Raw genomic sequence first — 22,890 nt, 5'->3', positions numbered from 1 at the left:
GCTAACTTAGCTATTAACCATTAATTCTAACTGATAACCTAATTACTAATTTAACTATTAACTAAATTAAGCCCATCCCATCATCATTGCACAAGTTACAAATATAATTCCAAGTGCAAATAAGATTATTTGTAATGGCATAATCCATTTAACCCATTTTGAATATGGTATTCCTGACATTCCAAGACATGCCATTAATACTCCTGATGTTGGGAAGATAGCATTTGAGAATCCATCTCCTAATTGGAATATTAAAACTGTTGTTTGTCTTGATATCTCAAGTAAATCACCAAGTGGTGCTAATATTGGCATAGTTAACGCCGCTTGTCCTGAACCTGAAATAACAAAGAAGTTTATAAACATTTGAACTGGTAACATTACACATGCAGCTAATAATGATGGTAATTTACCTATAAATGATGATAAACCATATAATATTGTATCTATAATTTGAGCATTTTCAGCAATTATAACTATAGCTCTTGCAAATCCAATTACCATAGCAGCTCCAATCATATCCTTAGCTCCTGCTATGAATGCTTCTGCCATTTCATCAGCTTTTAATCCACCAACTATTCCTGCAAATATTCCTGTTATTAAGAATACAGCTGCTATTTCTGGAATCCAGAATCCTGCTTTTAGAACTCCCCATATAATAACTGCTAAGCAAACACCGATAGATGCAATAATAATTTTATGTGAAACTGTAAATTTAATTTCCTCACTTTGAGTTTGACTTAATTTTTTACGTTTTTCTTCATCTAATTTATACATTGGGCTAAATTCTGGATTTTTCTTAATTTTTCTTGCATAAATCATTAAGAATATAACTCCTACAGCGGTTGTTATAACCCATAAAATAGTACGGTATGCTAATCCTGAGAATAGTGGAATTTCAGCTATTGATTGTGCTATACCTACTGTAAATGGATTAAGCATAGCTGTTGCAAACCCTACGATACATCCTAAGTAACTTATCCCTACTGCTAATATACTATCAAATCCAAGTGCTAACATTAACGGAACTAAAATTGTTATAAATGGTATAGCCTCTTCAGTCATACCAAAAGTTGCTCCTCCAAGAGAAAACAGTGTAAATATAATAGGAATTATTAATAATTCATTACCTTTAAAAATATTAACAACTTTAGCAATAGCTGAATCTATTGCTTTTGTTCTAGTTATTAAACTAAATGCCCCACCAACTACGAATAAGAATGCTATAATTTCTGCTGATTGCTCTAATCCGCTTATCGGTGCCTGCATTACTGAAAATAATCCTTGTGCTTCATTTTCAACATATTGGAATGAACCATTTAATACTACAGTTCTACTTTGTCCATTTACTTCTGTAACTACTCTTTCATATGCTCCACCTGGAACTATATATGTTGCTATTGCCATTAATATTATTATTGAAAAAATAATAACTAATGTATGTGGAACTTTTATTCCATTACTAAATTTTTTCCAAAAACCTTTTCTTTCGTTTTCTACTACGTTTTGCATTAGTTTAAAATCCCCCCTGAATTTATTATGTGACATTCTAGTTGAAGGAGATATCTTTTTAAAAGCTTCATGCTAATAAGTGATAGTTCTTCACAGTTTAATTAAAACAAAAAAAGCCTTGAGTTTATCACTCAAGACTATATTACTAACAAAAACTAATAAAATTTAACTCTTATCTTTTGTAAAAATATAACCATATTAGTGATAGCTCCTCACAAAGCGAACTGTGACAGTGTTATGTATCTTCTACATAACCCCAATGTTATAGCCTCAAAGCATTAGCTATACATTTCGGCGAAATTTCCTTTCTGTTTACATCACTGTGCTTACCTCCGCAAACATACTATTAAATATCGCAACCTCTACCTACTTCATATCTATTTGTCACTTATAATATACATTTTTTTATGTATATTGTAAAGATAATTTTGTATAATTATAAACTTTTCCGTCTTAATTCCTCAAAATACTACATATATAATCTACTTATAAGCCTAATTTAATATTTACATTAATTAATATATATTCTTGTATTTATATCCAATTTCAATACTTATCTACAGCAGCATTTAATGTCAATTTATATCCATAATGATATGTATGTGAATATTCAAAAACTTCTCCACCTTCTAATATTGCCACTTGCTCTATATGAAGAATAGGTGATTCACATTCTAATTCTAGTAGTTCCATTAATTCTTCACTTGATATTAATGCTTCAACTACACGTTGTGCCGTAGATATTTTATATCCACACTTCTCTAAATATTTATATAACGAATCACAATCAGTTTTCTTTAAATTGGGAAACATCTTTACAGGCATATAAGTTATCATATATGAAACCGGCGACCCCTCGGCATACCTTACTCTTTTAACTTCCCAAACATTTTCTCCCAATTCTAAATTTAATTTATCTTTTATAGTCTTATCAGCTTCAACTATAGACAAACTAATTAATTTAGTTATTACACTATACCCCTTATTAATCATTTCCTTAGTATAACTTTGAATATTGCTAATATTGTCAGAAATTCTATTAGCTAAAACAATGCTACCTATACCTCTTTTTCTTGTTATATAGCCTTCTTTAACTAAATTATTGTAAGCTGATCTTACTGTCATTCTTGTAACATTAAATTTTTCACATAATTTATTTTCTGATGGTAATAATTCACCTTGCTTTATTTCACCAGAATCAATTAATTCTTTTAAATATTTTTCTATTTTAACATACATTGGTTCAACCATTCTTTAAACTCCTTTGTATACTACTATAAATATAAGATGTATATACAAATAATAATAGTATATATATTCTATTATATCATATTTACATCTCTAAATTTTTGTATATTATTTTTATTTATAGAAAATTAACGATATAACTTTAAGAAATATTTTCTTAAGCCATACCGTTAAATGTATAAAATGTATAAAATGTATAAGATATATAATATAAAAAATGGTTCGCTTATTTATTTTCTAACTTTACTAATCTTTCATAAACTTCTATAAATTCTTCAGCTAGTTGTTGAAAATTCATAGCATTCATTAAATGATCTTGTGCATGAATTAATAACACATTTACTTCTACGCTATTTCCTGAAGCTTCTTCAGTAATAAGCTTAGTTTGGAATGCGTGAGCTTTATGCATTTCTTCTTTTGATTTATTTATTAATTCTTTTGCTTCTTCAAAGTTACCAGCTTTAGCTTTGCTTAATGCATCATATGCTAATCCTTTAGCTTCTCCTGCATTAGCTATAAGACCAAATGATATTTCCATTAATTCTTCGTTCATATTTATATCCTCCTAAAGCTTACTGTAATTAGTAAGTTCTATGTTATTTTTTCTTAAATATTCTTGTACTTTTTCTGATGTTAAAATACTATATTCTTTCATTCTTTGCATTGCATAAGATGTTGAATTAACTAAGTACTCATCTACAAATGCTGGATGACACATGATATCTATTACATCATGCTTTTTAAGCTCATCCATATATTTTTCAAAATAATCCTCTGTTACATTTTCATTATAAAAACTTTCTGTCATTGGTATAACTTTGTCATAATCTAGTTTTGATTCAAATCCACCTCTTATAGGAAGATTATACTTCTTAACTATTTTCTCTATAACAGGTTTTAAACTTGATAATGTATGAACATGATGATGAGAATCCAAGTGATCAACATTTACACCACTATTAATAACCTTATTTATTTGGCTACAAAATTCTTCGTATACTTCATCTAAATCAAACTTTTCTTCTATAAGTTCATTAGTTATTCTTCTATAAAAGTTACCATTTTCATCTACTATTGTCTTATGATAATTTAAAACAGGTTTATTTAAGCTTAAAGTCATATGAACTCCACAGCCTAACCCTTTATTTTCTTTTAATAGTTCAACAGCATGATCAAAAGCTGGCATTCCTGCCATTATAGTAGTTGATCTTACTATTCCATTTTTATATGCTGATATTATTCCATAATTAACTGCTTCACTTAATCCAAAATCATCTGCATTTACTATTAATTTAGTCATATTAACACCTCTTCTATTTGAATTGTGGTAAATATTCTTTATGTGCTTCCATCATCTCATCTAGAATAGTTTTAGCTAAGTCATCTGATGGTATTAATGGATTTATACATAATGCTTGTAACGCTGCATTATAATCACCTTCAACTGCTGCCTTTGCTGCTAATATTTCAAATGCTTTTATTTCAGTAACTAATCCACTTACTGCAACTGGTAAATATCCTACTGATAAAGGTTTTGGACCTTCCTTAGTTATTACACAGCTCATTTCTGCTGCTGAATCTTCTCTAAAGTCTCTTATTGCACCATTATTTAATGTATTTACAACTTGAATATCCTTCTTATCATTGTAAATTGAGTTTATTAAGTTACAAGCTGCATCACTATAGTATGCTCCACCTCTTTTTTCTAATTGTGGTGGTTTAACAGCTAAATTTTCATCTTTATATAATTCAAATAAGTCGTCTTCTAAGGCTTTAACAGTTTCTCCTCTAGTTTTTCCATCCTTGAATCCTTCTAATTCTTCTTCTAACATTTCTTTATGTTTATAGTAATATTTATGATATGGACAAGGAATAACTCCTAGTGCTCTAACAAAATCAGCATTTAAAGGAATATCCTTTATATTTTGCATTGTTAATGATGAAGTAACGAATTTCTCAATTGCTTCTTTTGTTATATCTTTACCATCTAATCTTACATTCAATGCATAAACCATATGATTAAGTCCAGCAAAGTCCATTTCTACTCTATCTTTTTCCACTTCTAATATGTCTGCCATACCATTTTTAACACCTATTGGAACATTACATAATCCAATATATCTTCTAAAGTTTGTATATTTAAATACTGCTTCTGAAATTACTCCTGTTGGATTTGTAAAGTTAACAAGCCATGTATTTGGACAAAGTTCTTCAATATCCTTAATTATATCTAATACTACTGGAACTGTTCTAAGTGCTTTAAATAATCCACCTGCTCCATTAGTTTCTTGACCTATCACTCCATGTGAAAGCGGAATTCTCTCATCTTTTATTCTTGCATCTAATAATCCAACTCTTAATTGAGTAGTTACGAAATCAGCATCCTTTAATGCTTCTCTTCTATCTAAAGTTAGATGAACCTCCATATCCACTCCAGCTTTTTTTACCATTCTTTTGGCAAGATTTCCTACTATTTCTAACTTATGTTTTCCTTCTTCTATATCAACTAACCATAATTCCTTAACAGGTAGCTCTTTATGTCTTTTTATAAATCCTTCAACTAATTCTGGAGTATAGCTTGATCCTCCACCGATTGTAACTATTTTAATACCATTTTTCATATTGTCCACCATCCTAACATTTATATTTATAAATTTGCTTTAATTAATCTGTATGTATTGTATTTTATTTAATAGTTCTTATTTTCTATAATCTCATTTAAGATAGCATTTTATATGCTGATTTTTACTCACTTTGTAAATGAATATAAAACAAAATATAAAATGTTAGGAGTTTTGAGTTTGGGATAAAGTCAACATTTATGTCAACTTTATTCTTTTATTAACTCCAAACTCCTATGCTTATTTTTCTATATCAATTAAGCTACTTGATCCATTTCCATTTTTCTAGCATCCATCTTTTCTGCCATAGCCACGAATGGTAAGTATATTAAGATTGAAACTGCTATATTAACTATACATAAAACTGCTCCTGACCAATGTCCTGTTGCCATAAATCCACCAAGTATTGGAGGTGTAGTCCAAGGCATAGTTGCCATTATTATTGGATGAACTAATCCAAATGAAATTGATAAATATGATATTATTGTTGTAACAATTGGTGCTATTACAAATGGTATTCCGAATATAGGATTTAATACGATTGGTAATCCAAATATTACTGGTTCACTGATGTTGAAGATTGATGGTGCTAATCCTAAAGCAAGCATATCTCTTCTTCTCTTACCTGCAATTGCTATAGCAATTAATAATCCAATTATTACTCCTGATCCTCCCATGAATACGAAAGCATCAAAGAACGGTCCTGCTAATACATGTAATTGATCTAATGGAGCTCCATTTTGAATCATTTCTGCATTTTGTGCTCCTAAGTTAGTTAACATTGTTCCTGTGAAAGGTAATGCAATATTTGCTCCATGTAAACCAACAAACCATAATCCATGAATAAAGAATGCTATCAATATAGCTGATGGTAATGTATCTGTTATATTACTTAATGGAATTCCTAAGTATTTGTTTATTAAATCTGTTAAGAATTGTCCATCTACTGCTAATCTTATTAATAATCCTGCAACTGCAAATATAACTACTGTTAACATACCTGGGATTAACTTAGCAAATGATCTTGATACTGCTGGTGGAACCCCCTCAGGCATTTTAACTACTAATTGTTTTAGTTTTCCTAATCTAATAAATACTTCTGTTGATAAAATTCCTATTATAATTGCTGTAAATAATGCTCCTGTTCCTAAGTATGCAACTCCAATGAATCCCCAACCTTCTACTGCAGGTTGTCCATCAATTGCAATCTTTGCAACTTGTGGAATTAAAAGAATAAATATTGATGTTGCTATCATTGCTGATTGAAGCCCATTCTCCTCATATGATTTAGCTAAATTATATGCAACACCTATTACTAAAAGTAAAGCCATAATAGCTAATGTTCCAAACCATATATCTCCGTTTAATGATTTTATTTGCTGTCCAAATGTATTATCTGCTAAAAAGTTACTTAATGCCTTTATTGGTGCGTTATTTATAAGTGTTGCTAACGAACCTATTATTGTTAACGGTATCATTGCAACGAAAGCATCTCTTACTGCTACTAAATGTCTTTGTGCTCCCATCTTAGCTGCATATGGTGTAATGTACTTATCCATAAAAGCCATAAACTTTTCCATATCGTTCCCCTACCTTTATCTTGATATTTTTATAATTTCCCATTAATTCTCAATACCACTTTCTTTAAATCATACTTATATCTTATTTCTTTAATTCTAATGCTCTTTCTAAAACAGCTTTACCATTACATCTTCCGTAATCCATCATATTAATAACTTCTACTGGAATTCCGTGTGGTGCTGCTAAATCCTTAGCTTTACTTAAAATGTATCTAACTTGTGGCCCTAATAATAAAACATCGCACTTTTCAATTTCACTTTGTAGATTTACTTCTGAAATCGCCCAGATTTCACACTCTACTCCTTTTTCCTTTGCAGCCTCTTGCATTTTTGTTACTAATAAACTTGTTGACATACCTGCTGAGCAAGCTAACATAATTTTTATCATAATATATACCTCCAAACATTTATTTGATTCATGTATTCGTTTACTTACCTTATGTATACATTGTATATCCATTGTCTATACATTTCAAGCGTTTTTTAAAATATTTTTTTGTTTTTTTATTTTCATACTTATTTTGCACTATTTATATACACTTTATTAAAAACAACCTCCTTAAAATATTAATTTCTTATTCCAATTCATATCGCTTTCATTCTTTACCAACATATTTAAAATCAAATGTATAGACATTTAATTTTAATATATACATTTACTTCTGACTATAAAAAAAACTGCAAAGTTAATCCATTCATTCGATTAACTTTGCAGTCCTACTATTTATTTAAAATTAATTACCTTTAATCTATGTAGAGCTCTAGTTGCCATAATATATTTTACTAAATCATCTGTATTATCATCAAAATTAACTATTATAACTCCATCAAACTCAAGTCCTTTTGCATAATAAGAAGGAACTATGACTTTCCCACCTCTGTAAATAACATCTTCTCTATCAAATGCCAAAAGCTTAGTAAACTTTTTAAGCTCTGGCGCTATTCTTCTAAGTTGTTCCTTATCCTTAGTTATTATTGCAATATTATCATAATTTTCATCATCATAATCTTCTAATGTCTCTAAAATAGTATCAATTAAATCATCTTGATCTTTAACATCAATTTCTTCAACATCATACTTACCTTTTCTAACAAAAGGAACTATTGCATCTTCATTTAATAATTTACTTGCATACTCCATGATTTGGAATGTAGATCTATAACTCTTATTTAAAGCATAGTTCTTAACAAATCCACCAAATAAAGATTTTAACCTAAGCATTGCAGGTGTTTCTTCTACTTTAATTAATCTTTGATTTGCATCTCCAACTATAGTGTAGCTTCTACAACCTGTTAATTCTTTTAATACAATAAATTGAAGCATGCTATAATCTTGAGCTTCATCAATTACTATATGCTTAATTTCTTGACTAACTTTTTTACCATCAAGTTTAATCATTAAATAAAGTATTGCTGGTAAATCTAAGTATGATAAGTTTTGAGTCTTAGTAAATTCTTTATAAATGTCTACAATACTTTCATTATCTATCCATTTAGCTAAATTGTTTTTTTGAGTCATAAGTTCTCTAACAATTTCTCTAATTCTTATCTTTCTTTGGAACTCTATATTGTTTTGTTCAATTACTAATTGTTCTTCTGAAAGAGCTGATAATTTTTCTTTTACCTCATTATTTAAATTTCTTACTAGTTCATCTCTCTTATCTTTAAGCTTTGAAGTAATAATTCTCTTTATCTTTTGACTTCTTCTAAATAAAGGCATGTATTTATAATGTTTTTCAAATAACTCGTTAATTTCTTCTACTGAAACTACTTCTTCATCAAAGAATTTAGCAGGTTCAAAATTAAAGTAGTTAGCCTCTAATTCGTCACATTTTTCATCTAAAACAGTTATAAATTCTTCCCCGCCCTTATATTTTATCTCACTTATTATTTCTTCATTTCCATTTAGAACTTCTTCTAAATAAGCTGTAATATCAATTACTGGTTCATGTAATCCAATTTCATTTATTGCAAAACTAGCAAATGTTTGTTGATTAACATTACTTTCTCCTAAAGTAGGAAGGACATCCCCTATATAATCAATAAATATATCATTAGGTCCTAATATTAATACTTTATCTCCTAACTGCTCTCTGAAATTGTATAAAAGATATGCAACTCTATGAAGTGCTATTGTTGTTTTTCCTGAACCTGCAACTCCATTAACAACTACAACCTTCATTCTTTCTTCTCTTATAATTTCATCTTGCTCTTTTTGGATAGTCATAACTATATCCTTAAGCTTTTCCCCAGCATTTGAAGATAAAATCATTTGTAAGATATCATCTTTAACATCTACATCAGAATCAAAGCATCCCTCAAGCTTACCTTTTTTAATAAGTATTTGTCTTCTAGCTAATATATCAACTGGAACTTCCCCCTCTGGAGATTTATAACTAGTATTTCCTAATGTTCCTTTATAGAATAATGAAGCAACTGGTGCTCTCCAGTCAACTATTGCTGCATCAAAGCTTCCTTCCGGAGTTAATCCATATCTTCCAACATAAATTTCTTCAGCATATCCATTATCCTCAAAATTAACTTTACCAAAGTAAGGAGATTCTTTTAACTTTGTAAATTCAGCTAACTTTCTATCTATAGTTCTATACATTTCCTCTTTGACATATCTCTCATGGTCAAAGTATTCCATTACTTTATCTTCATCATCTCTATATTCTTCAATAAACTTCTTTCTATACTCTAATATGTAATCTGCAACATCTTTTCTTTTTTGTATGTAATTTAATATTTCTTTACTTAATAAATTAAGAGTATATTCTAAATTTTGTTCTTCTTGTAAAAATTCAAATTTATTCAAAGCTCCACGCACCCCTTCGGTTAGTTAATAGTTAATAGTTTTGAGTTAAAAGTATATTTATAGTTAAGAGTTTAAAGGAGTTAAGCTATAAAATAATAGCTTAACCCCTTATTAATTATACCTATTTATAATTTATCTTTTAGTTTATTTTCTGAGTTTTAATATACTTTTTAAGCCTTATCTTAGTCTTCTTTAGTTTCTTCCTCAGACTCTTTTTCTTTGTCCATATCTAATATAACTTCATCATTAGAAGATGATTGTTTCATTATATCTTCTTCTTCTTTTTCAACAGCTTCAATAACTTCTTGTGCTACTTTAGCATCTTGTAAGTCTTCTGAAATTTCTTCTGAAACTTCATCTGCCTTTTTTTTGTTATTTTCAAGCTCTCTGCTTTTCTTTTCTTCTTCTCTCTTTTCCTTTAATTCTGGATATTTTTCATATACAAACTTAAAGAATTCATCTCCGAAAATAGTTTCTTTTTCTAATAAGTATTCAGAAATCTTATCTAATAAATCTCTATTTTCTCTTAATATTTCTCTTGCTTTTTGATGGCACTCTCTAATTATAGATAAAACTTCTTTATCTACTAAAGTAGAAGTTTCTTCACTACAATTTCTAACTGCTCTACCATCTAAGTATCTGTTTTGAACTGATTCTAAAGCCATCATATCAAAGTTATCAGTCATACCATAAATAGTAACCATATTTCTTGCTGTTTGAGTTGCTCTTTCAATATCGTTTGAAGCTCCTGTAGATACAAGATTAAACACTTCCTCTTCTGCAGCTCTACCACCAAGCATAACCATTATTTGGTTCATTAATTCTTCTTTAGAAACAAGGTATTTTTCCTCTTCTGGAAGTTGCATAGTATATCCTAATGCACCCATTGTTCTTGGAACTATTGTAATTTTATGAACTGGATCTGTGCCTTCTAAAAGTCCAGCAACTAATGCATGCCCAACTTCATGGAATGCAACAACTTCTCTTTCTTTCTTAGAAAGAATTCTATCTTTCTTTTCTTTACCAGCAATTATAACTTCAACTGCTTCTTCTAAATCTTCTTGAATAACTGTTTCTCTTCCACTTCTAACTGCTCTTAAAGCTGCTTCATTTACTATATTAGCAAGGTCAGCACCTACAGCACCTGGAGTTCCCTTTGCAACTGATTCTAAGTTAACTTCTGGTGACATCTTAACATCCTTAGAGTGAACATTTAATATTGCAATTCTTCCTTTTAAGTCAGGTCTATCAACAATAACTCTTCTGTCAAATCTACCTGGTCTTAAAAGCGCTTTATCTAATATTTCAGGTCTATTAGTTGCACCTAAAATAACTATTCCTTTTGATGTATCAAATCCATCCATCTCAGTAAGTAATTGATTTAAAGTTTGTTCTCTTTCATCATTACTTTGCATTTGATTATCTCTACTCTTACCTATAGAATCAATTTCATCTATAAATATTATACAAGGAGCCATTTTTTCTGCTTCTTTAAATAAATCTCTTACCTTAGCTGCACCCATACCAACAAACATTTCAACGAAAGTTGAACCTGAAACTGAAAGGAATGGAACCTTTGCTTCACCAGCAACAGCTTTTGCTATAAGAGTCTTACCTGTCCCTGGAGGCCCTACTAAAAGAGCACCCTTAGGCAATTTAGCACCTATTTCTGTATATCTCTTAGGGTTATGAAGGAAATCTATTATTTCTGTTAATGATTCTTTAGCTTCATCTTGCCCTGCAACATCTTCAAAACTTACTTTTATATCTTTTTCAACATATACTTTGGCATTACTTTTACCCATGCCACCCATGCCCATTGGACCTCCGCCCATTTTTTTAGACATTTTGTTAAATATAAATCTAACCACAAAGAACATTATTACTAATGGAAGTACATTTAATATAATAAAGTCCATCCATACAGATTGTTGCTTTGTTATTTGAGGATAATACTGTACGTCATTATCTATTAATAATTGTATTAAATCTGGATTATCTGCATTTCCTGTATAAAGAACTTTACCTTTCATATCACTTGAATCTTGAGGTGTTATTACAAGTGCTGTCCCATCTACAGTAACTTCTTTAACTTCCTTATCTTTAACCATTTGAACAAATTCATTATATGAAATTTCCTTTGTCGTTAACATTTCCTTAGCTGTCGAAAATGAATATAAAAACAAGAAAGCTACTACAACATAAATTAATAAGAACTTATTATTGTTATTCTTCTTCTTTTCTCCGCCTTTTCTATTGTTCACATTATTATTCATACTTTTTTATTTCTCCTACTAACTCTTAATGTCTTTTTATAAGCTCTTATTCTATTTTTCCAAAGTCTTTCCATGGATATACCTTTATTTGAGCTTTACCTTTTATTTCACTACCATCAATATATGGATCATTCCAATATCTAGAATCTAAAGACCAATATCTATTATCTCCTAAAAAGAAATACTTACCTTCTGGCACTTCAAATTCACCTGTATAATTATCTGCGGTTCCTATATAGTTTTCTTGAAGTGTTTCTCCATTTACGCTAACCACACCATCTTTTATAACAACTTTATCACCTGGTAATCCTATTAGTCTTTTAATCATATCTTCATCTTTTTCTTCCGAATGAAAAACTACTATCTCTCCGCGTTTAAGCTTTTCTGGATTATAAACTCTGCTAACAAACAATCTATCACCAACATTTAATGTTGGAACCATAGATTCTGATGGAATTTTAACCTTAAAAATTAAAAACCTATTAATTAAAAATGCTAATATTACAGCTACTACTATTGGTACAATCCAATCATTAAAAAAGTTCGTTTTTTTTACATCTTGGCTCACTCTTCCCACATACCTTTCATTAAAGCATTTATATTACTTTTTCGCTCTTTAGTTGCGTCTTCATTTACCTTAAATGAATTATCATCAATCTCAACTACTACATCGCCTTCACTAGGTTTAGTATCAAACAAATTTATATCTATTAAGATTATACCCTGTTTTTCATCTTCTAAAACAATAGAATTTCCTTCTATTCTGTCCACTATAAATTTCTTTTTTCCCATACTAATACCCTCTGTTTATTAATCTTTATTTAAGATGTAAAGTCAATAACAAGTAAATAAACTATATACTTTAAATTTATTTATATTGAAACTTACCATATTTTCAATAACTGCTTATAAGTATATCACATTTCATTAATAACTAATAGTATCACTCTTCATTATATAGTGTTATTATGTCATTTCTGTTACAAAAAATTTAATGTTATATTAAAATATTAACTATTAATACTTTCAAAGTATTTAATTTATAATACTGATTCAAAATATTTATATACTTAAATATAATTAAAAAATTTTAAGCTATAAAATAAAAATAACATTGTTAGTAAGATTAATACAAGAGAAACTTAAAGCGAAAATATTTTTAGCTAACACTCTTAGTAAGTGACAAGCTTTGTAAGTTTGAAGTGACAAGCTTAATAACTGACAGGTAGCAAGTGACAAGTGTAGAGTTTAGGAATAAATTCAGCTCAACCTGAATTTAAGAACAAAATAGCCTAAATCATCTCCGATGATTTAGGCTATTTTTTAAAGAAACTCCTAAGGAGTTTTTAATTCAATTCTTAACTCTTAACTCTTAACTCTTAACTTTCTAAACCTCTAGCTCTAAAAGTTCCTCATAACTTTGTCTCTTAGATACAAGCCTTACAACTCCATCCTTAATAAATACAACCGGTGCTTTAGGATTTTTATTATAATTACTAGACATTGAAAATCCATATGCTCCTGTTGAAAATACAGCTAATATATCTCCTATCTCTGGCTTTTGTATACAAATATCTTCAATAAATATATCTCCTGATTCGCAACACTTTCCTGCTATTGCAACCCTAGTATTAGCTTTTTCATCAATTTTATTAGCTATAGCCATTTCATACTTAGCTCCATATAATGCAGGTCTTATATTATCAGTCATTCCTCCATCTACAGAAACATAAGTCCTAACACCTTCAATATTCTTAATTGCTCCAATTGTATAAAGTGTTATACCTGCATTTCCAACTATTGACCTTCCTGGTTCTATAGTTAGTATTGGTCTTTCTATATTTAATCTTGAACAAACTTCATCAACTTTATTTAATATTACCTCACAGTACTCCTTTGTTTCTCTTGGTTTATCTTCATCAGTATAATGTATACCGAATCCACCACCTAAATCTAATTCAGGTATTATATGTCCTGTTTGGTCCTTAATTTCTTTCATAAAATTCATCATTATTTCAACAGCATCCTTATAAGGTTCTGTTTCAAATATTTGAGATCCTATATGGCAATGTAAGCCCTTTAAATTCAGATTTTCACAATCTAAAGCAAGCTTTACTGCATTCATAATAGTTTCTCCAACAGGTGCAAATCCAAATTTTGAATCTATTTGTCCTGTTTTAATATAATCATGTGTGTGAGCTTCTATTCCAGGGGTTAATCTTAAATAAATATCTTGCTTTATATTATTCTTTCCAGCCTCTTCATTTAGCATTTTCATTTCATCTAAATTATCTACAACAAATCTTCCAACCCCAAGTTTAACTCCTAATTCAATTTCTCCTCTGCTTTTGTTATTTCCATGAAAATACACTTTATTTAAAGGAAATCCCGCTTTATATGCTGTAAATAATTCTCCCCCAGATACTACATCTAAATAAAGTCCTTGCTCATTTACAAGCTTACACATTGCCTTTGTTAAAAAAGCCTTCCCTGCATATGCAACTCTATTATGATTCTCTTTACACTTAAAATTATCATAATAACTTTTGCATGTGCTAATTAATAAATTTTCATCCATTACATATAGCGGTGAACCAAATTCTTTAACTAAATCACTACAGCTAATTCCTCCTATACATAATTCATTACTTTCAATTTCCATTGCCCCAAATAATTTCATTGTTATACCTCCAAAATATTATTAATTAGGAGTTAGATATTATAGACGTCATTAATAGGTTATTCACTAAAACTACTTTTGTTATCCATATTCACAAACTACCAATTTATAAAAAATAATAATAAAAAACTACCCCTATAGAAAACCTATTGAGGTAGTTTACTTATTAAAATGCAATTTTAATTCAAAAATAAATTCAATTCCCTTGATTGAATAATTGCACCTTTTTAGCACTCCACTTTCGTGACAGTTATACATATATTCTATGCATACCCAGAAATAACTTTTTGCATAAATTATTCCTTCGGCCATCATACCTTTCATAAATCATCTTAGCTCGCCAGCTCCTATTTACTACTCTTTATAAACAGCACCTCTAACATAGGTATTCTATTAAATTTTCTCTTAAATAATTAAATTCACTTTTCTCTGTTATGCTTAAAAGTTTCATTCATATATCATATGTACATCGTTATTAATATGATACCATATTAATTGAATTATTCAACCATATTTTATTTTTTATTCCATTTTAATTATTCACTTCTATATTTATCCATAAGATTACTCATAGTATCACCATTTGCTGGTGGTGTATAAGTTATTGCATTTGCTCCTGCTTCTATTGTTTTTCTTATTGTTTCTTCATTTGGCCCTCCTGTAGCTATAACTGGAAAATCTGGGAACTCGTCCTTTATCTTTTTAACTATCTCTGGAGTGTTTTTACCACCTGAAACATTTAATATAGTAGCTCCTGCTTCTATTCTTTCTCTTATATTTTCGTGAATAGATACTACCGTCACTATTAATGGTATATCTATAGTTTCTTTAATTTTTGAAACAACCTCATTTGACGTAGGTGAATTAACAACTACTCCCATTGCCCCTTTAAACTCTGCATCTAATGCTAAATTAACAACTCTTTTACCTTGAGTTATTCCTCCTCCAACTCCACAAAAAACTGGTACATCTGCAGCCATTACTAAAGCTGCTGTTATTAACGGTTGAGGAGTAAATGGATATACAGCTATAATAGCATCTGCATTTGTATTCCTAATAATTGCAACATCAGTTGTAAATAATAAAGATTTTATTCTTTTACCAAATATTTTTATTCCTGAACAATCTCTAATACATGAAGGTACTTCAATAACATGACTTCTTAAGATACCTTTTATTTCAGGTACAGTTTTATGCTTTTTAATCTCCATCTTAACACTCCTATTACTTGTTTTATAAATATAATTATACTAGTTTAATTCAAGATTTAAAGAACTTTAAAACAAATTGAACTAAAAGTTAACACTTTATATATAAAAAACAAATAAAATTTGATAAAATATTAATAAATATGCAATATAGTATTTTATGTTAGAAGTAACTTCTTTTCCTAACGTTGAATGAGCACATTGTATTTATTTTCTATTAACTAGCTTTTAAATTAGGAATATTAGTTCACTTCAATAATATTTAAAATTTATAATTTGACTTATGAGGTGTTTTAATGAAATCTTTTAAAAATTATTATCCCCCATATGTAATCCTTTCCTTTTTGTATTTATTATTCATTATTTTTGCATTCTTCTTAGATTCTCCACTGGAAATCTATCAAGGATTAAAAAGAATAATATTTTCTTCTGATATACTAATAACAGATTATATGGAACTTGGCGGAATTGGTGCCGCTTTAGTTAATGCATCATTAACTAGTTTATTATCCATTTCACTTTTAATGATTAACGGCATTAAACCTAATGGGTCAACAATTATGTCTTTATGGCTTATGACTGGCTTTTCTTTTTTAGGTAAGAACATTTTTAATATATGGCCTATTATTTTAGGAGTTTACTTATTCTCAAGATATCAAAAGGAACCTTTTCTTAATTATATTTTAGTAGCAATACTTGGGACTAGCCTTTCTCCTATAGTTAGTCAAATAAGCTTTGGAGATCATTTATCCACTCCAATAGACTTTCTAATTGGAATATTACTTGGGGTTTTAGTTGGCTTTATATTACCACCTATAGCCTCTCATAGCATTAAAGCTCATAATGGATATAACTTATACAATATAGGCTTTGCTAGTGGATTACTTGCCACTTTATTGATGTCTATATTAAGGAGCTTTGGAGTAAATTTTGATTCAAGATTAATTTGGCATAGTGGTTCTAATAAAATATTATTTATTCTATTAATGATATGTTGTTTTTACTTAATTATAGTTGGATTAATTCGTGGCAAAAATAAGAAATCTACTTTATCCACTATAAATAAACAAACTGGTAGACTTATTAGTGATTTTTATATCCTTTTTGGTGAAACAACTTATATAAATATGGGTATATTAGGAATACTTGCTACTCTTTTTGTTGTACTTATTGGTGGTGACTTAAATGGAGCTACAATATGCGGTATTTTCACTATAATTGGATTTGGTGCCTTTGGAAAAAACATAAAAAACACAATTCCTGTTGTTATTGGAGCAAGTATTGCTGCTTTATTCAATGTAAATCCTATCACTTCACCCTCTTTGCTATTATCAATATTATTTTCTACAACTTTAGCTCCTATATGTGGTAAATTTGGTTGGAAATATGGTATACTAGCTGGTGTAATTCACGTTAATATAGTAACAAATATAGGATATTTGCATGGTGGGCTTAATCTTTATAATAATGGTTTAGCAGGCGGCTTTGTAGCAATGATATTAATTCCGTTAATAACCACCTTCAAAAAGGAGATTTAACTTATGAAATTTAAAATTGAAAAAAACATTAAAATCATTAACGAATTAATTGCTTACTTTTACAAATTTGGAACTACCGATGTTCATATTGATTTAAATTCTGATTCTAAGAATTCTTACTTTAATATTTATGGTAAAATAGATAATATTTCAAAAGATGAATTAGAATCTTTAATAGATATATTAAATACTCCAAGGCAACGTGAAGTAGAAAATTATTATTGGAACTTAGGCGGTGAGTGTGAGTTTGATACTGAACTTACATTAGTAGGAATGATGATAAATTCAGCTAAAGTTACTTATATTGATAATGTATTAACCATTAGTATTATTAGAGAAGAAAGTTAGAAATTCATCATTTATAAATAACAACCTTTGTTAGTTTAAAGTCGCAATTTTAGCAATTGAGAAATTTCAAGTGATAAGTGACAAGCTTCATCAGTTTAGAATGATAAGTTTCAAATTGCAAGTTAAAGAATAAATTTAGCTATGGCTAAATTAAAATAAAAAAATAGCTTCAATAATTAAAATGATTGAAGCTATTTTTTTAAAGAAACTTCCAAGAGTTTCATTCTTAACTTGTCACCTGTCACTTGTAACTGATTAAAGTATTATTTCAACTGGTTCATTTATCTCGATTCCATCTTCAGTAACTATGCAATTATACGCAAAAATATCTACACCATTTTCTTTTGCAAATCTAAGAGCCTTACCAAACTCCTGATCCCTTTCATCATTTGGTGAGAATTTATTAACATCTTTTAACTGAATTAAGAACATTGCTCCAGCACCATACCCTTGCTTTTTAGCTTCTACTAATTCTAATAAATGCTTTGCTCCTCTTTCTGTCGGTGCATCTGGAAATCTTGCATATCCCTTATCCTCTAAAGTTACTCCCTTTACCTCTAAAAAATATTCTTCATTTTCATCATTTGAAATCTTAAAATCAAATCGGCTTTTTCCAAAAGTTTTTTCTCTCAAAATTTTAGTATACTGACTAAGTTCTTTTACCTTACCATTTTTTAATGCTTCTTCAACTACTTTATTAGGTATCTGTGAATCTATACTTATTAATTTATCTTCCTTATATACTGCCACTAAATCAAAGGGGGTCTTCCTAGTAGGATTTAGTTCTTCTCTTAGAAAAACTGTACACCCTGGTATAAGAAGTTCCCTACATCTTCCTGTATTAGGTACATGTACAGTAATCTCTTCTCTATTTAATTTAACTACTGCATTAAATCTATTTGGTCTGCTTATAAATTCTGCTGTTACTATTTTTTTATTATATTTCATGTTTTCTCCTCAAATCCTTACAAATTATGTCTTTTTTCTATTATTATTTAAGATTTATTATATCTCTTAATAATAGTTATCCACAACCTATAATTATATATTCATATGTTTTTATCCGAATAATTACTTAAATATCGGGTTATCCACAGATTTTGTCCACAATTCTGTTAATATTGTTGATAACTTTTTAAAAGAATGCTTGTTCGATTTTTTTTATTCTACAAACTGCTTGTTTTTTTTACATTACCCCCTATATAGTTATTAATTTTTGTAGTACCCTAATATATTGTGTCAATACTTTGGAAAAAGTTTTCAACACTTTTTAAAAGTTATCCACATTTTGTGGATAACTTTTCTTATATATATTATTAGCAATCCACATATTAATCATTTTTAACATATAAATTATTTACTTAAATATAAAAATAAGCTGTGGATTACATTAAAATATTTATACTTAATATAACCCGCAGCTTTAATTAAATTAAATCATTTTCTTTTCCTTAAATAATGTCACTAAATATTGAATAATAAATATTGCTGGTCCTAAAATTACAGTAACTATTGGCCAAACAATATGACTTTGAGATTTTTCTTTAGCTAATTTATATGAACAATATACTGAAGCTATTAATAATGCATATGAAAATATGTATGACATTCTGTCTCCCCCCTATTGTTTAATAATAATCATTTTACAAAAAAAATATATTATTCTCAATGTATTTTTCTAGGATTTTATCATTTTGTTATTTATACTTATTGTTTATTACATTTTTTCCCTTTATAAAAAATTTTTTTTATAAAAATCCTTTACAGCAGTTTTTTACTATGCTATTATAACTAATGTAATCGAATAACGAGCGTGTTACTGGTGATGCAGGCAAGGCTTAAATATGTATAAATTATTATTATATCTCAAATAATACTTATGGGATAATTATATAATTTATAGATATTTGGGCCTTTTTTTATTGTTTAATTTAAACATTACATTTAGTCCCATGCTATTATATTTAATTTATAAAAAAACTATAGATTTTAGGAGGAATAATAAAATGATGCAATTTCTACAAAGAATTGGTAAAGCTATAATGCTTCCAATTGCTGCTCTTCCAATTGCAGGTATCTTACTTGGTATAGGTGGTGCGTTCTTAGGTATCGCAACTTTACAAGATGCTCCTGCAATATACAAAGGATTAATTGCTGTTGTTAATATCCCAGCAGTTACTGCTATATTAACAGTTATGAAAAATGTAGGGGATATCGTATTCGGTAACTTACCAATATTATTTGCTGTTGGTGTTGCTGTTGGTCTAGCTAAAAAAGATAAAGGTACTGCTGCTTTAGCTGCTGTATTTGGTTTCTTAGTTATGAACCAAGTTATATCTACACTTTTAGCTTTAGGTGTTACTCAATTAGGTGTTGTTACTGCTGACTCAGTTGGTAAATATGGTACTTATGTTACTACTAATGTTGGTATATTTACATTAAACATGTCAGTATTCGGTGGTGTAATTACTGGTTTAGTTACTGCTTTATTACACAATAAATTCCACACAATCCAATTACCAGCTATTATAGGATTCTTCTCTGGATCAAGATTCGTTCCTATAGTTACTGCTGTTACTATGGCATTTGTTGGTGCAATATTAGCATTTGCTTGGCCAGTTGTTCAAGATGGTATCAGTGTATTATCTACATTAGTTAAAAATGCTGGTGCAATCGGAACATTCTTCTATGGATTAATAGAAAGAGCTTTAATACCATTTGGATTACACCATGTATTCTATACTCCATTCTGGTATAGTTCATTAGTTGAAGGTAATGTTTTAGTTAATGGTTCTGTTCAAACTGTTGCTGGTGCAAACACAGCATACTTCGTACAATTATCAAGTATGTCAAGCTTAGTTGGTGCTTCTGCTTCAACTATGAGTGATGTTATAAGTGGAACAACTAGATTCATGGCTGGTAAATTCCCATTCATGATGTTCGGTCTTCCTGGTGCTGCACTTGCTATGTACAAAGCTGCTAAACCAAGTAAGAAGAAAATTGTTGGTTCATTATTAGCTACAGCTGCTTTAACATCATTCTTAACTGGTATTACTGAACCATTAGAATTTACATTCTTATTCGTTGCTCCAGCATTATATGCTGTACACTGTGTATTCGCTGGATTATCATTCATGTTAATGGATTTACTAAACGTATTTATAGGTATGACATTCTCTGGTGGTGTAATTGACTACGCATTATTCGGTTTACTTCCAGCTGGTGCTGGTGTTCCAACTAACTGGTACTGGGTACTTGTTGTTGGTGCTGCATATGCTGTACTTTACTACTTCGTATTCTACTTCTTAATTACTAAGTTAAACTTAAAGACTCCAGGTAGAGAAGAAGATAACGAAGAAACTAAGTTATTTACAAAAGCTGATTACCAAAAAGAAAAAGGTAACGGTGCTGCAGCTGCTCCTGCAAAAACTTCTGCTAAAGGTGAAATAGCTGAAAAAGCTCCTCTAGTATTAGAAGCTTTAGGTGGAGAAGCAAACATAGTATCTGTTGATGCTTGTATCACAAGATTAAGAGTTGAAGTTAAAGATAAAGCAAATGTTAATAAGGATCAATTAAAAGCTCTTGGAGCTGCTGGTGTTGTTGAAGTTGGAAACGGCGTTCAAGCAATATTTGGTGCAAAAGCTGATGCTTATAAAAATGCTATTAACGAAATTCTTGGAGAATAACATTAAATATCAATAATTTAAGTGTGTTTTAAAATATTCGGGTTAAAAAAAGTGGCTTATGCCACTTTTTTTATTTATACATATAATCTCTTGTCATTGGCAATTCATTATTAACACCTTTTACAAATAATATTTGATGTAAATCTACTATACCATTATTAAATACAGCTGCACATGCATATAAGTACATTCTCCACATTCTAATAAATTCATCATCAAACATTGTCTTAATTTTATCTATGTTATCATCAAAATTTTTAGCCCACATTAATAATGTCTTTTTATAATGTAGTCTTAAACTTTCAACATCTATTGTATGATATTTATAATCACCAGATATATTTATAATTTCTCTAAAACTTGGTAGAACCCCACCTGGGAATATATACTTCTTAATCCATGCATCTCCCTCTGATTCTTGGAGACCACTTATATAATGTAATAAGAATAATCCCCCTTTCTTTAATACAGAATCTACATTTTTAAAGAACAAATCATAATTGGGTCTTCCAACATGCTCTAACATTCCAACACTAACTACTCTATCAAATTTAAGATGACTTTTGGATAGTTCTCTATAATCCATTATTTTTACATCTATATAATCTTGAAGGTTTTCCCTTTCTATTCTTTCTTTAAATGCCTTGTATTGTTCTTCACTTAAAGTAATTCCTAATCCTTTTACCTTATAGAGTTTAGCTGCTTCTATTAATAATCCACCCCAGCCACAGCCTATATCAAGCAATGTTAATCCTTCTGATAAATTTAACTTCTTTAATATATGATGAATCTTATTCATTTGCGCATCATGTAAAGTATCATCACACTTCTTAAAATAAGCACAAGAATAACTTAATGTATCATCTAACCATATTTTATAAAAATCATTACCTATATCATAATGTGATGTAACTTCTTCTTTTTGTTTCTTCATAGAAGTTGATCCACCAAATATCTTTGTTAATGCTCCAAAGTTAGTTGAAAATTCATCTATGCATTTAAGTAATTCATCAAATACAGTAAATAAATCACCTTCTATTTCTATATCACCTTTCATATAGGCTTCACCAAACGCTAATGTAGTACTTGTTAATATATCTTTCTTTTTTAATGGTTTATGAAGTATAATTTTAAACTTTGGATTATCTTCACCTACCTTAACTTCATCTCCATCCCAAAATTCTACATTAAAAGAAACACCTTTAAATTTACCTAAAAATGTTTTTAAAAAGCTTTTTTCTAAATCCATAAGTAACTCCTATTCTATTTATTTTATCTAATATAGATAAGACTTTGCTGTTAATATTTTTTATTAGGGCGCTATTGATAATAAATAAACTACTAACAGCAAAGCACATGAATCTAAAAAAGATTCATA

General features: G+C 29.1%; 19 protein-coding genes and 2 riboswitches. Of the genes, 3 read left to right on the top strand and 16 right to left on the bottom strand.

Annotation, left to right across the window (positions count from 1 at the left end; translation table 11 throughout):
- Positions 1-66 precede the first annotated feature (66 nt).
- From HCG70_RS05210 to HCG70_RS05150, 13 genes are all read right to left on the bottom strand, one after another.
- Complete coding sequence (locus tag HCG70_RS05210) at positions 67-1,509, bottom strand: YfcC family protein (RefSeq protein ID WP_221697535.1); 1,443 nt, start codon at positions 1,507-1,509, stop codon at positions 67-69.
- 197 nt (positions 1,510-1,706) lie between these two features.
- Positions 1,707-1,882: riboswitch (Lysine riboswitch) on the bottom strand.
- Positions 1,883-2,055: 173 nt separating this feature from the next.
- Entirely contained in the window at positions 2,056-2,760 is a 705-nt protein-coding gene (locus tag HCG70_RS05205; RefSeq protein ID WP_055275284.1) for a GntR family transcriptional regulator, read from the bottom strand.
- A gap of 223 nt (positions 2,761-2,983) precedes the next feature.
- The gene (locus HCG70_RS05200) at positions 2,984-3,310 is read right to left on the bottom strand and encodes a PTS lactose/cellobiose transporter subunit IIA (RefSeq protein ID WP_055275282.1); all 327 of its coding nucleotides are present in this window, start codon (positions 3,308-3,310) and stop codon (positions 2,984-2,986) included.
- Between the two features lie 12 nt (positions 3,311-3,322).
- Positions 3,323-4,057 carry a chitin disaccharide deacetylase gene (gene chbG / locus HCG70_RS05195; protein WP_042397581.1) on the bottom strand — a complete coding sequence of 245 codons (735 nt, stop codon included), beginning with the start codon at positions 4,055-4,057 and terminating at the stop codon, positions 3,323-3,325.
- 13 nt (positions 4,058-4,070) lie between these two features.
- Positions 4,071-5,378, bottom strand: a complete 1,308-nt coding sequence (locus HCG70_RS05190; RefSeq protein WP_221697534.1) for a 6-phospho-beta-glucosidase — start codon at positions 5,376-5,378, stop codon at positions 4,071-4,073.
- A gap of 257 nt (positions 5,379-5,635) precedes the next feature.
- Positions 5,636-6,958 carry a PTS sugar transporter subunit IIC gene (locus HCG70_RS05185; RefSeq protein WP_221697533.1) on the bottom strand — a complete coding sequence of 441 codons (1,323 nt, stop codon included), beginning with the start codon at positions 6,956-6,958 and terminating at the stop codon, positions 5,636-5,638.
- Between the two features lie 82 nt (positions 6,959-7,040).
- Positions 7,041-7,346: a PTS sugar transporter subunit IIB gene (locus HCG70_RS05180; protein WP_042397590.1), complete on the bottom strand. Its 306-nt coding sequence runs from the start codon at positions 7,344-7,346 to the stop codon at positions 7,041-7,043.
- Between the two features lie 336 nt (positions 7,347-7,682).
- Complete coding sequence (locus tag HCG70_RS05175; protein ID WP_042397593.1) at positions 7,683-9,776, bottom strand: UvrD-helicase domain-containing protein; 2,094 nt, start codon at positions 9,774-9,776, stop codon at positions 7,683-7,685.
- Between the two features lie 182 nt (positions 9,777-9,958).
- Positions 9,959-12,052 carry an ATP-dependent zinc metalloprotease FtsH gene (ftsH, locus tag HCG70_RS05170; protein WP_042397596.1) on the bottom strand — a complete coding sequence of 698 codons (2,094 nt, stop codon included), beginning with the start codon at positions 12,050-12,052 and terminating at the stop codon, positions 9,959-9,961.
- Between the two features lie 46 nt (positions 12,053-12,098).
- Entirely contained in the window at positions 12,099-12,620 is a 522-nt protein-coding gene (lepB, locus tag HCG70_RS05165; protein WP_055275276.1) for a signal peptidase I, read from the bottom strand.
- The gene (locus HCG70_RS05160; protein ID WP_042397603.1) at positions 12,617-12,844 is read right to left on the bottom strand and encodes a DUF3006 domain-containing protein; all 228 of its coding nucleotides are present in this window, start codon (positions 12,842-12,844) and stop codon (positions 12,617-12,619) included. The genes lepB and HCG70_RS05160 overlap by 4 nt, the downstream gene beginning before the upstream one ends.
- 595 nt (positions 12,845-13,439) lie before the next feature.
- Positions 13,440-14,732 (bottom strand): diaminopimelate decarboxylase, encoded by a 1,293-nt coding sequence (gene lysA, locus HCG70_RS05155; RefSeq protein WP_221697532.1) that lies wholly within the window; start codon positions 14,730-14,732, stop codon positions 13,440-13,442.
- A 220-nt stretch (positions 14,733-14,952) separates the two neighbouring features.
- Positions 14,953-15,119, bottom strand: a riboswitch (Lysine riboswitch).
- Positions 15,120-15,268: 149 nt separating this feature from the next.
- Positions 15,269-15,943, bottom strand: coding sequence for a hydrolase (locus HCG70_RS05150; RefSeq protein ID WP_042397611.1), 675 nt, complete (start codon positions 15,941-15,943; stop codon positions 15,269-15,271).
- A 293-nt stretch (positions 15,944-16,236) separates the two neighbouring features.
- On the opposite strand from HCG70_RS05150, the gene HCG70_RS05145 reads away from it, so the two are divergent.
- Together HCG70_RS05145 and HCG70_RS05140 are read left to right on the top strand one after the other, a co-directional pair.
- The gene (locus tag HCG70_RS05145) at positions 16,237-17,478 is read left to right on the top strand and encodes a DUF1576 domain-containing protein (protein ID WP_055291534.1); all 1,242 of its coding nucleotides are present in this window, start codon (positions 16,237-16,239) and stop codon (positions 17,476-17,478) included.
- Between the two features lie 3 nt (positions 17,479-17,481).
- Positions 17,482-17,826 carry a hypothetical protein gene (locus HCG70_RS05140; protein WP_042397617.1) on the top strand — a complete coding sequence of 115 codons (345 nt, stop codon included), beginning with the start codon at positions 17,482-17,484 and terminating at the stop codon, positions 17,824-17,826.
- Between the two features lie 255 nt (positions 17,827-18,081).
- Here the strand turns inward: HCG70_RS05140 and sfsA are convergent, their stop codons facing one another.
- Together sfsA and HCG70_RS05130 are read right to left on the bottom strand one after the other, a co-directional pair.
- Entirely contained in the window at positions 18,082-18,774 is a 693-nt protein-coding gene (gene sfsA, locus HCG70_RS05135) for a DNA/RNA nuclease SfsA (RefSeq protein ID WP_221697531.1), read from the bottom strand.
- Positions 18,775-19,258: 484 nt separating this feature from the next.
- Positions 19,259-19,435 (bottom strand): hypothetical protein, encoded by a 177-nt coding sequence (locus tag HCG70_RS05130; protein ID WP_172676138.1) that lies wholly within the window; start codon positions 19,433-19,435, stop codon positions 19,259-19,261.
- 397 nt (positions 19,436-19,832) lie between these two features.
- Here HCG70_RS05130 and HCG70_RS05125 point away from each other — a divergent pair, with 397 nt between their 5' ends.
- The gene (locus HCG70_RS05125; protein ID WP_055291532.1) at positions 19,833-21,512 is read left to right on the top strand and encodes a PTS transporter subunit EIIC; all 1,680 of its coding nucleotides are present in this window, start codon (positions 19,833-19,835) and stop codon (positions 21,510-21,512) included.
- Between the two features lie 70 nt (positions 21,513-21,582).
- Here HCG70_RS05125 and HCG70_RS05120 read toward each other — a convergent pair whose 3' ends face one another.
- On the bottom strand, positions 21,583-22,761 hold the full coding sequence (locus HCG70_RS05120) for a cyclopropane-fatty-acyl-phospholipid synthase family protein (RefSeq protein WP_221697530.1): 1,179 nt from the start codon (positions 22,759-22,761) through the stop codon (positions 21,583-21,585).
- Positions 22,762-22,890: the final 129 nt, after the last annotated feature.

The organism is Clostridium sp. K04, assembly GCF_019734375.1.
Classification (GTDB): Bacteria; Bacillota; Clostridia; order Clostridiales; family Clostridiaceae; genus Clostridium; species Clostridium saudiense.
This window is presented reverse-complemented; position numbering and strand designations above follow the sequence as displayed.

Excerpts from the sequence above, each read along its gene's own strand:
- HCG70_RS05210 (WP_221697535.1), bottom strand. The coding sequence starts at position 1,509 with ATGCAAAACGTAGTAGAAAACGAAAGAAAAGGTTTTTGGAAAAAATTT.
- HCG70_RS05205 (WP_055275284.1), bottom strand. The coding sequence starts at position 2,760 with ATGGTTGAACCAATGTATGTTAAAATAGAAAAATATTTAAAAGAATTA.
- HCG70_RS05200 (WP_055275282.1), bottom strand. The coding sequence starts at position 3,310 with ATGAACGAAGAATTAATGGAAATATCATTTGGTCTTATAGCTAATGCA.
- chbG (WP_042397581.1), bottom strand. The coding sequence starts at position 4,057 with ATGACTAAATTAATAGTAAATGCAGATGATTTTGGATTAAGTGAAGCA.
- HCG70_RS05190 (WP_221697534.1), bottom strand. The coding sequence starts at position 5,378 with ATGAAAAATGGTATTAAAATAGTTACAATCGGTGGAGGATCAAGCTAT.
- HCG70_RS05185 (WP_221697533.1), bottom strand. The coding sequence starts at position 6,958 with ATGGAAAAGTTTATGGCTTTTATGGATAAGTACATTACACCATATGCA.
- HCG70_RS05180 (WP_042397590.1), bottom strand. The coding sequence starts at position 7,346 with ATGATAAAAATTATGTTAGCTTGCTCAGCAGGTATGTCAACAAGTTTA.
- ftsH (WP_042397596.1), bottom strand. The coding sequence starts at position 12,052 with ATGAATAATAATGTGAACAATAGAAAAGGCGGAGAAAAGAAGAAGAAT.
- HCG70_RS05160 (WP_042397603.1), bottom strand. The coding sequence starts at position 12,844 with ATGGGAAAAAAGAAATTTATAGTGGACAGAATAGAAGGAAATTCTATT.
- lysA (WP_221697532.1), bottom strand. The coding sequence starts at position 14,732 with ATGAAATTATTTGGGGCAATGGAAATTGAAAGTAATGAATTATGTATA.
- HCG70_RS05150 (WP_042397611.1), bottom strand. The coding sequence starts at position 15,943 with ATGGAGATTAAAAAGCATAAAACTGTACCTGAAATAAAAGGTATCTTA.
- HCG70_RS05145 (WP_055291534.1), top strand. The coding sequence starts at position 16,237 with ATGAAATCTTTTAAAAATTATTATCCCCCATATGTAATCCTTTCCTTT.
- HCG70_RS05140 (WP_042397617.1), top strand. The coding sequence starts at position 17,482 with ATGAAATTTAAAATTGAAAAAAACATTAAAATCATTAACGAATTAATT.
- sfsA (WP_221697531.1), bottom strand. The coding sequence starts at position 18,774 with ATGAAATATAATAAAAAAATAGTAACAGCAGAATTTATAAGCAGACCA.
- HCG70_RS05130 (WP_172676138.1), bottom strand. The coding sequence starts at position 19,435 with ATGTCATACATATTTTCATATGCATTATTAATAGCTTCAGTATATTGT.
- HCG70_RS05125 (WP_055291532.1), top strand. The coding sequence starts at position 19,833 with ATGATGCAATTTCTACAAAGAATTGGTAAAGCTATAATGCTTCCAATT.
- HCG70_RS05120 (WP_221697530.1), bottom strand. The coding sequence starts at position 22,761 with ATGGATTTAGAAAAAAGCTTTTTAAAAACATTTTTAGGTAAATTTAAA.